Genomic DNA, 8,755 nt, shown 5'->3' with positions numbered 1-8,755 from the left:
CTTTCGTATTTCAACAAGTTCGTTGCAGTAACCATTTGTGTTGTGTAGGCTTGCATGGCAGTTAGCGATCTGAGACAAGATTCAGGTCAATACGGGGCCACCGACTGGTGACCCTCGGGGCCGGCACGGAAGTTTCTCAGGAGGAAAAAATGGAAGGGTTAATCACAAAATCTTGCAAACTGGTTGGGTTAGCCGGGGCTGTAGTGTTAGCCCTTTCGTTGATGGTTGGCTGCTCGTCGAATGAGCCAACTCCGGAGCAACGCGCAGTTAACGCCGCCAACCGCGCTGACCAGGCTGCCTCCCGCGCTGAGGCGGCAAGCCAGAAGGCGCAGCAGGCGGCTGCTGCCTCACAGGCTGCGTCCGCCCGCGTGGAGCAGGCGGCCAGCGATGCGAAGGCCGCGGCTGATCGCGCTGAAGCGATCGCTGCCAGGACCATGGCCTCTTCGCCGCGTCCTCATTCGTATCACCGTCACCATAAGGCGGCAGCCGAGGCCGCGCCATCGGGTGGCGATAGTGGTGCAGCGGCACCGCCCGCGTCTACGCCGTAACTTAGTCTCACCTGATTTAAAGAAAGGGCGACTGCCAAAAGCGGCCGCCCTTTTTTTGGTTTCGCGTCAACTTCGAGAAGAACTCCGACCCTGCAAAACTACTTGTCCAGCGCGTGCGTCGCGCCACCCGCCTTCTGCTTGGAGCGTTTCACCCCATCAGCAAACGAAACTTGACGACTCAGCGCTACGCTTTGACCGGACGGGGGCGATCGCGTTTGGCATCTACGATACAGAAGAACCCGAAGGGCTCTGCGCCGGAGGCGCGAAGCTGGTGGGCCTGGTCGGGAGCGATGTAAATCGTATCCATCGGTCCGAGCTCAAATTTCCGGTGAGCGACCTGCACGCGCCCGCGCCCGCGTAGGCCGATAACGACATGCGCATGATGATGGCGTTCCAGGCTGGTGAAGCCTCCCGCTTCGAGTTCAAAGTAGCGCACATGGAACTTCACCTGCTCTCCCAGGTTTCCAATCAGGACCTGGCGCGATGCTCCCCGAAACTCGCCGCCCCGATGTGCGGCGAGCTTGTAGGGCTCCAGTTCGACACCGTTCCAGCGGAAGCTCGGTTTAAACTGCCGGACGGCTGGTGGGTTTCGGGTGCGGCTGTGGCTGACACGCTTGCGCGCCATGGCTTTGCATCGCGGCGTTGTCGCCTATGCGCCGTCGCTGCCGAAGGTGACCACCACCTTTAGCGCTTCGGGCTTTTGCGCGGTCGCAAACGCCTGCATGATTTGACTGAGCGGAAAGCGATGCGTTACCAGCTCGGACGCGCTAATCACACCCTGTTCGACCAGCCGAAGCGACTCGCGCGTCTCATCTGGTCCGCAAGAGTAGCTAGGGACTAAACGCGTTTCGTTGAAATAGAGATCGTGCGGTCGCACGATCATCTCTTCGTCGGGTGGAGTTGCAGTGAACTGAACCACTGTAGCGCCTTTGCCCGCCGCCGCAATTCCAGCGGCGATCGCCTTGCCTGTGCCGGGACCCACGATGACGACGTCGGCCATCGCGCCCTCGGTGACCTCGCGAACCTGCTCGAGGAGATTGTCGCCCGAAACCACCAGGCCATGATCCGCACCGAGTTCCTGGGCGCGCCGTGCGCGCCGCTCGAAAAGATCCGCTCCGATAATCACACCCGCGCCCAGGTGGCGCGCCAGCTTCACGTGCATCATTCCCATGATTCCCAGCCCGATGATCAGAATGGATTCGCCTTTCTTCAGGCCGGAACGGCGCAAGGACTTGACTACGCATGCAGCCGGTTCGACCAGGACACCGTTGGCGTCGTCGACCGAGTCGGGCAGCTTCAGGGTGTCGCGCTGGTTGACGGCACTGACCAAGAAGTATTCCGCCATCCCGCCGGGCTTGAGGTTGGTAGCGCGCCAAGTCGCGCACTGCACGTACTCGCCGCGCGAGCACGCGGGGCACTGGAAGCAGGGCGCATGATGGTGCACATAGACCCGCTCGCCGGGCCGGAACCCACGTACCGACTTGCCGGCGTCAGCCACCACGCCCACCGGCTCGTGACCCAGTACCAGCGGCGCCTTGCGCCGAATGTACCAGGGCATTATGTCGCCCGAGCAGATGCCGCAGGCGCGGGCCCGCACCAGGATATCATCGGGGCCGACCTGCGGGAGCGGGTCTTCCTCGACGCGAATGTCGCCGAAATCGTAGAGGCGGGCTACCTGCATGAGTTGATCGAACTTTGTGGTCCGCACTGACGCTTGTCAACCAGCGGGGTGGAGCAGAAATCCCACAGCGCGCGTTAGCTTCGGGGAGGCGAAGCTTGCGCGGGCGCAGCCTGCGTAGGCGGGATGGTCGTGATACAGTCACGGTGTGCCCAGGCCCGAAAGCCCGCCGGTTGCGGCCGACGCGATCATCGAGATTGGCGACAAAATCGTTCTGATCGAGCGCAAGAATTTTCCTTTCGGCTGGGCGATTCCCGGCGGCTTCGTCGATTTCGGGGAGACCGTTGAGCAGGCGGCGGTCCGCGAGGCGTTGGAGGAAACCTCGCTCGAGGTCAGCTTGCGTGCCTTGCTCGGGATCTACTCGCGACCTGGACGTGATCCGCGCGGCCAGACGATCACCGCGGTCTATGTCGCCCGCTCGAGCGGAACTCCGCGGGCCGCAGACGACGCGAAAGGCGTGGGACTGTTCGATCCGTTGCATCTGCCCGCGCCGCTCGCCTTCGACCACGGGGAAATTCTTGGGGACTACCTGCGGTTCATCGAGCGGGGCCAATTTCCCGCGCCATGGGCCAAGCCCTGAGCACCGCCGCCAGAGGGTTGCTGCGCGGACGCGCGACGGCCGCTGCTGAATGCCCCCAATTCAGAGGACGCACTCGTGAGTCACTTCTTTGCATACCTGTCGCGGATGAGATTCGTCAGGCGCTGGGGCCTGATGCGCAACACCTATGACGAGAATCTGCAGGAACACAGTCTCCAAGTCGCGATGATCGCGCATGCGCTCGCCGTGATCCGCAATCGAATATTCGCGGGCACGGTGAATCCGGAGCGGGCAGCGGCGCTGGCGCTGTTTCACGATGCCGAGGAGGTGCTCACTGGAGATGTGGTCGCACCGATAAAGCATTTCAGCCACAAGATTCGCCGCGCCCATCTGGAAGTAGGGGGAGTCGCCAGGCAGAAACTCTACGCCATGCTCCCGGCGGCGATAAGAAGGGATTTTCGCTCGCTCCTGTTTGAAGAGAAAGGTGACCGCCACGAGTGGCAGATCGTGCACGCGGCCGACAAGCTCTGCGCCTATCTCAAATGCGTCGAGGAAATACGGGTTGGGAACGAGGATTTTGCCAAAGCGGCGGTGGTGCTGAAGCAGCAAGTCGAGTCGATCCGGCTTCCGGAGGTCGAGTACTTTCTTAAGACCTTCGCGCCGAGCTTCGCCATGACCCTGGATGAATTGAACCAGTCAGACACCCGCCCGCGACGCTCCCAGCTGCGCTCGCAATGACGGCTGCCGGCTTCCGCGACCGGGGAACGATCACCTACTTGCTTAGCTTTTTTAGCGCTTGCTCGATTCGATCAAAGGCAGCGGTCAGCTTCTCGCGCGAGGTCGCGTATGACAGACGAATGTGATTCGGGGCATTGAAGTCGTTGCCCCCAACCGTCGAGACCTTGGCTTCCTCGAGCAGGAACGCGGCCACCGAATCACCGTCGGTAAGCTTGCGCCCGTTGGCGGAGAGGCCAAACAGTTCCGACACGTTGGGAAACGCGTAAAAAGCTCCCGAGGGTACGTTGGGTAGCTGGAAGCCGGGAATTTTGCGGATCCTCTCGACGACCAACTCGCGCCGCGCGCGAAATTCCTCCGCCATCTTCTTTACTTCTTCCTGCGGTCCAGTGAGCGCTTCAATCGCGGCGTATTGCGCGACCGAGTTCGGATTGCCGCTGTTCTGGCTCTGCAGACGTCCGGCCGCGCCGATCACTTCCTTGGGTCCGGCCGCAAATCCGACTCGCCATCCAGTCATCGCGTAGGTCTTGGAAAGCGAATTGAAAACGATTCCCTTGCCACGCAGCTGCGGTTCGATGTGGAAAAGGTGCGGGACCGGCCCGTCATACGAGATGTGCTCGTAGACGTCGTCGGACATCACCCAAAGGTCCGCCTCGAGTAGGATGCGAGCCAGTTCGGTCAGTTGCCCGGTGTGATAGACCGTGCCGGTCGGGTTGGACGGTGAGTTCAGCATGATGCCCCGCGTGTCCGGGGTAATGGCGCGCTTGAGCGCTTCCGGATCGAGCAGGAATCCGGTGCTCTCGGGGCATGGCACGTACTTCACCTTCGCGCCCGTCAACTCCACCATCGCAGAGAAGCTAACCCACGCGGGCGTCGGGATAATGACCTCATCGCCTTCGTCGAACAGCGCGTTGATCACGTTAGCTTCCGCCTGCTTGCATCCCGCGGACACGATGATCTCGCTCGCATCGTAGTCGAGCTGATTGTCGCGCTTGAGCTTGCTGCGGATCGCGCTTTTAAGCTCGGGAATGCCGCTGACCGCCGTGTACTTGGTTCGTCCTTCGGCCAGTGCTTTGCGCGCGGCCACCTTGATACGCTCGGGTGTGTCGAAATCGGGCTCGCCCGCATCGAGCGAGATCACGTCGATCCCCGCCGCGCGCATCTCCTTGGCGCGCGCATCGGCGGCGAGGGTCGCGGAGGGTTTAAGCTGGGCGATTTTTCGATTGAGCTTGATCATGGCGCGAACATGATTCTAGCGGTGCGGCGCGGACGAAAAAACTCGCGGCGGCCCCGATTAACCAGATTTCATCGGATTGTAAGACTATCCCGAGCCGGGCCAGGAAATCCGAGCCACTTCCGCGATTTCTGAATTCCTAGGCGACGCCGAGCTTCTTGCGCAGGCGGTTCATCACCATCTCGGGGACCAAGTCAGGCACGCGCTGCCCGTAGCCCGCGATTTCGCGGATGAGCCGCGATGCGACGAAAAACGCTTTCGGGTTGGCGCAGAGGAAAACCGTTTCGATGTTCGGCCTCATCTGCTTGTTCATGTTGACCATCTGCAGTTCGTAGTCAAAGTCGGTAACCGAGCGGAGGCTGCGGATTATTGCCTTGGCGCCGATGCGTTCGGCGTAGTCCACGGACAGACCGCTGAACTTGTCGACCCGTGCGCGCGGCTCCAGGTCGCGGATGACTTCCCGAATCATTTCGACCCGCTCGTCGGCGGAGAACAGAGCGGATTCCTTGTGCGGATTGTATGCGACCGCCACGATCACTTCGTCGAACAACAGCACGCACCGGCGGATAACATCGACGTGGCCGTTGTGAATCGGATCGAAGGTACCCGGATAAACGGCGACGGACGGCGTATGCCCACTTGGTTTGGTAGCCATCTTTACTAACCCATCAACTCCCACTCGGCGCCGCTTCGGGCGGTCGCCGGTAAAAGGCGATCCGATGATCGCCAATGGTAACGACGCTTTGGCGGGTCAGTCCTTGCGGAGCCTCAGGCGCGGCGGGCGCTCGTTTGGATTGGCCCACGACGATCCACCCTTCTGCGGCGGCCAGCCCAAGCCGGCTTAAGCATTGCAGGACTTCGTGGCTGAGGTCGTTTCGGTAAGGAGCGTCGACAAACACCAGGTCAAACTCCCCGGCTTCCGTGGCAAGGCTTTGGAGCGCGCGGAAGACATCCAGCGCAAGTATGCGGCCGCGGTCGGCCATCTCCATCGCACGCAGATTCTTTTCAATTGAACGCACCGCCGCTCGCGAAGAGTCGATGAAGGTCACTTTCCCGGCGCCGCGCGAGAGCGCTTCGCAGCCCAGCGATCCGCTGCCGGCGAATATGTCAAGCACGCGCACGCCCTGGAAATCGAGGCGGACCTGCAGGCGCGAGAAGATGGATTCGCGGGCCCGGGCCGAGGTCGGCCGCGTGGCGAGCCCGCGGGGCGCCTTCAGGCGACGGCCGTGAGCATGTCCCGCAATTACGCGCATCCCGGTTACATTCGCGCGCCGACGGGTTCACTCAAGTCCGTCCGCTCGCGCCCGATAGATAACCGGTTCCGGCAGCAGCCGCAAGTTTCCGAAACGATCATGCAAAATCGCCTGCACCCGACTCTGGCAGGGTTGCGGGAATTCGGTAACTCATCATAAGATTCCGAGCGCTCCAGCCCTGATTCTAGTAAGGATTCATACTGCCCTCATGGCGGAATCGCGCGAAGCAAAGTTCTCTGAGCAGGCGCTCCGTGAATTCGAGGAGCTCACTACGCATTACCCGACCCGTCAGGCGGCTTTGCTGCCGACGCTCTGGATTGCGCAGCGCGAATTTGGCTGGGTCGGCGAGCAGGCACAGGCCTATGTGGCGGAACTGCTGGGACTGCCATATGCGCACGTCCGGGCGGTGGTGACCTTTTACCCGATGTTTCATCAGAAACCGGTCGGTAAATACCTGCTGGACGTCTGTACCAATCTGTCGTGCCGGCTGCGCGGAGCGGATCAGATCGTCGATTGTATCCGGCGGCGCCTGGGAATCGGAATCGACGAAACCACTGCGGACGGCAAGTTCACGCTGGCGGTGGCGGAATGCCTCGCATCGTGCGGCACGGCGCCCATGCTGCAGCTCAATCAGGATCGGTTCTACGAAAACCTGACCGAAGAAAGCACCCTAAAACTGATCGACGAGCTTTCCCAACGTGACGCTTGAACTGTTGGTCGGCGCGATCGAAGCCATCCTGATGGTTTTGATCGGGCTTCAGCTGGCGATTTTCCTGCTCTACTTCGAGCGCAAGGGGAGCGCTCTCATCCAGGACCGCGTCGGAGCCAACCGCGCCGCGATTACCGGGCTGGGCCGCAAGCTCGGCATGCCCAACCTCGGCATCGTGAATACCCTGGTCGCGGACCCGGTAAAGCTTTTCACCAAGGAGGACTTCGTTCCGGAAGGAGCGGATCATTTCCTGCACGGCCTGGCGCCCTTCCTGGCCCTGTTTCCGGTCCTGATCACGTTCGTGGTCATTCCGTTTGGTGACACGATCACCATTGCCGGCCATACTTTCGAGCTACAGGCCGCCAACCTAGACGCCGCCGCGCTGTACCTGCTGGCGACCATCGGCATCGGGGTTTACGGAGTCGCGCTGGGAGGATGGGCGTCGAATAATCGTTGGGCGCTGCTCGGCGGGATCCGCGCTTCCGCGCAGATGATCTCATACGAAATCGCCATGGGCCTGGCGATCGTCTCCGTAGTGATGACCTACGGCACCTTGAACCTGCAGGAAATGGTCCGTGCGCAGGGCGGAGTATGGTTCGGGTTTCTGCCGCGCTGGGGAGTCCTGGTCCAGCCGCTCGCCTTCGTTTTGCTCTTGACCGCCGGCGTCGCCGAATCCAAGCGGATTCCATTCGACCTGCCCGAGGGCGAGTCGGAGCTGATTCTTGGTTACATGGTGGAATATTCCGGCGGCAAACAGGCCGCCTTCATGTTCACGGATTTCGCGGAGCAGGCGCTGGTCGCGATGATGCTGGTGACGTTTTTCCTGGGTGGGTGGCAGGTGCCGTGGCTTTATCCGGACGGATTCCACGTGCCCGGCGGACATCTTCTCGCGGTCGCGCCGCTGGCGATATCGATCATGGGCGTGATCGCATTTTTGATCAAAGTCGTCATTCTGTGCGCGTTTCTCGGGCTGGTCCGATGGACACTGCCGCGGTTTCGCTATGACCAGTTGATGCGGCTTGGCTGGAAGGGGCTGGTCCCGCTGGGCCTGGCCAACGTGCTGGTGACCGCGTTCATCATCGTGGCGACGGGAGGAGCGCACTAATGCCGCCGGTGGTTTTCTGGTTCCTCGCCACGCTCTCCATCGTGGCGGCTCTCGGCGTGGTAGTGCAGCGCAACCCGGTGCACAGCCTCCTGGCGCTGGTGCTGACCCTCATCAGCATCGCGGTGCTGTTCATCGGGCAAGACGCCGTCGTGGTCGGCTTTCTTCAGGTCATCGTCTACGCGGGCGCGATCATGGTGCTGTTCCTGTTCGTAATCTGGCTGCTCAACCTGCCGATGGAAACCGGCTCGACCGGGCGCCTGGCGATCAAGTTCCTCGGGACCATCGCAGTGGTGGCGTTGCTCGCGGAGCTGGAGACCTTTTCCATGCCCGCACAGCTGCAAATCAAGTTCTCCGCCACCCATGCGGCGGGCTACGGGTCGATTGAGACGCTTGCTGAGACGCTGTTCTCGCAATATCTGATCGCCTTCGAAGTGACCTCGGTGCTGCTCCTGGTCGCGGTGGTCGGCGCGGTGGCGCTGGCGCGACGTAGCACGACCGTTGAAGTCCAGGAGCGAGCCGAGCAGCTCGCGGGCCGGGAAAAGGCAGCCTGACGATGGTGCAACTAAGCTGGCTGATGGCGTTGAGCGGCGTGATTTTCGTGATCTGGGTGGCAGGGTTTATCATCCGCAGGAACATCCTGGTCATGTTCATGTCGATCGAGCTGATGCTTAACGCGGTCAACCTCGCGTTCATCTCGCTCGGAAGTCGGCTCGGGACCATGGACGGGCAGGCAATCGTGTTTTTCGTCATGACGGTCGCCGCGGCGGAAGCTGCCGTGGGCCTGGCCATCATCATTTCGATTTTCCGCAGTCGCGAAACGGTTCATGCCGACGATCTGACCCTGCTGAGATGGTGATGGCTCATGAACCTTGAGTTTGCCGCGCTTGCGCTGATTCTGGTTTTTCCCGCCTTGGGCGTGCTGTTCAACCTGTTCCTGGGGCCGCGGCTCGGGCGC

Annotated in this window: 11 protein-coding genes; 6 read left to right on the top strand and 5 right to left on the bottom strand. The window is 61.5% G+C overall.

The features are described from left to right. Positions 1 to 732: 732 nt before the first annotated feature. Positions 733 to 1,173: a cupin domain-containing protein gene (locus VGI36_08740; protein HEY2485223.1), complete on the bottom strand. Its 441-nt coding sequence runs from the start codon at positions 1,171 to 1,173 to the stop codon at positions 733 to 735. A gap of 24 nt (positions 1,174 to 1,197) precedes the next feature. Beyond that, complete coding sequence (locus tag VGI36_08735) at positions 1,198 to 2,229, bottom strand: alcohol dehydrogenase catalytic domain-containing protein (GenBank protein ID HEY2485222.1); 1,032 nt, start codon at positions 2,227 to 2,229, stop codon at positions 1,198 to 1,200. A gap of 145 nt (positions 2,230 to 2,374) precedes the next feature. Here VGI36_08735 and VGI36_08730 point away from each other — a divergent pair, with 145 nt between their 5' ends. Continuing rightward, positions 2,375 to 2,806: an NUDIX hydrolase gene (locus tag VGI36_08730; GenBank protein HEY2485221.1), complete on the top strand. Its 432-nt coding sequence runs from the start codon at positions 2,375 to 2,377 to the stop codon at positions 2,804 to 2,806. A 75-nt stretch (positions 2,807 to 2,881) separates the two neighbouring features. Continuing rightward, positions 2,882 to 3,502, top strand: coding sequence for a 5'-deoxynucleotidase (yfbR, locus tag VGI36_08725; protein ID HEY2485220.1), 621 nt, complete (start codon positions 2,882 to 2,884; stop codon positions 3,500 to 3,502). A gap of 34 nt (positions 3,503 to 3,536) precedes the next feature. On the opposite strand, the gene VGI36_08720 is transcribed toward yfbR, so the two are convergent. From VGI36_08720 to rsmD, 3 genes are all read right to left on the bottom strand, one after another. Next, positions 3,537 to 4,736 (bottom strand): pyridoxal phosphate-dependent aminotransferase, encoded by a 1,200-nt coding sequence (locus VGI36_08720; protein ID HEY2485219.1) that lies wholly within the window; start codon positions 4,734 to 4,736, stop codon positions 3,537 to 3,539. A gap of 136 nt (positions 4,737 to 4,872) precedes the next feature. Next, on the bottom strand, positions 4,873 to 5,388 hold the full coding sequence (coaD, locus tag VGI36_08715; GenBank protein ID HEY2485218.1) for a pantetheine-phosphate adenylyltransferase: 516 nt from the start codon (positions 5,386 to 5,388) through the stop codon (positions 4,873 to 4,875). A 13-nt stretch (positions 5,389 to 5,401) separates the two neighbouring features. Beyond that, positions 5,402 to 5,986 (bottom strand): 16S rRNA (guanine(966)-N(2))-methyltransferase RsmD, encoded by a 585-nt coding sequence (gene rsmD, locus VGI36_08710; GenBank protein HEY2485217.1) that lies wholly within the window; start codon positions 5,984 to 5,986, stop codon positions 5,402 to 5,404. 208 nt (positions 5,987 to 6,194) lie between these two features. On the opposite strand from rsmD, the gene VGI36_08705 reads away from it, so the two are divergent. From VGI36_08705 to nuoK, 4 genes are read left to right on the top strand one after another with little or no spacing between them, the layout of a single operon-like run. Beyond that, on the top strand, positions 6,195 to 6,695 hold the full coding sequence (locus VGI36_08705; GenBank protein HEY2485216.1) for an NAD(P)H-dependent oxidoreductase subunit E: 501 nt from the start codon (positions 6,195 to 6,197) through the stop codon (positions 6,693 to 6,695). Next, complete coding sequence (locus tag VGI36_08700; GenBank protein ID HEY2485215.1) at positions 6,685 to 7,800, top strand: complex I subunit 1 family protein; 1,116 nt, start codon at positions 6,685 to 6,687, stop codon at positions 7,798 to 7,800. The genes VGI36_08705 and VGI36_08700 overlap by 11 nt, the downstream gene beginning before the upstream one ends. Then, on the top strand, positions 7,800 to 8,351 hold the full coding sequence (locus tag VGI36_08695) for an NADH-quinone oxidoreductase subunit J (GenBank protein HEY2485214.1): 552 nt from the start codon (positions 7,800 to 7,802) through the stop codon (positions 8,349 to 8,351). Before VGI36_08700 ends, VGI36_08695 begins: the two co-directional genes overlap by 1 nt. Before the next feature lie 2 nt (positions 8,352 to 8,353). Then, complete coding sequence (gene nuoK, locus VGI36_08690; GenBank protein HEY2485213.1) at positions 8,354 to 8,656, top strand: NADH-quinone oxidoreductase subunit NuoK; 303 nt, start codon at positions 8,354 to 8,356, stop codon at positions 8,654 to 8,656. Positions 8,657 to 8,755: the final 99 nt, after the last annotated feature.

The sequence above is a fragment of the Candidatus Binataceae bacterium genome (assembly GCA_036495685.1).
In the GTDB taxonomy this organism is placed as follows: Bacteria; Desulfobacterota; Binatia; order Binatales; family Binataceae; genus JAFAHS01.
Note: the sequence above shows the minus strand (reverse complement) of the source record. Positions and strands in the feature narration are given on the sequence as shown.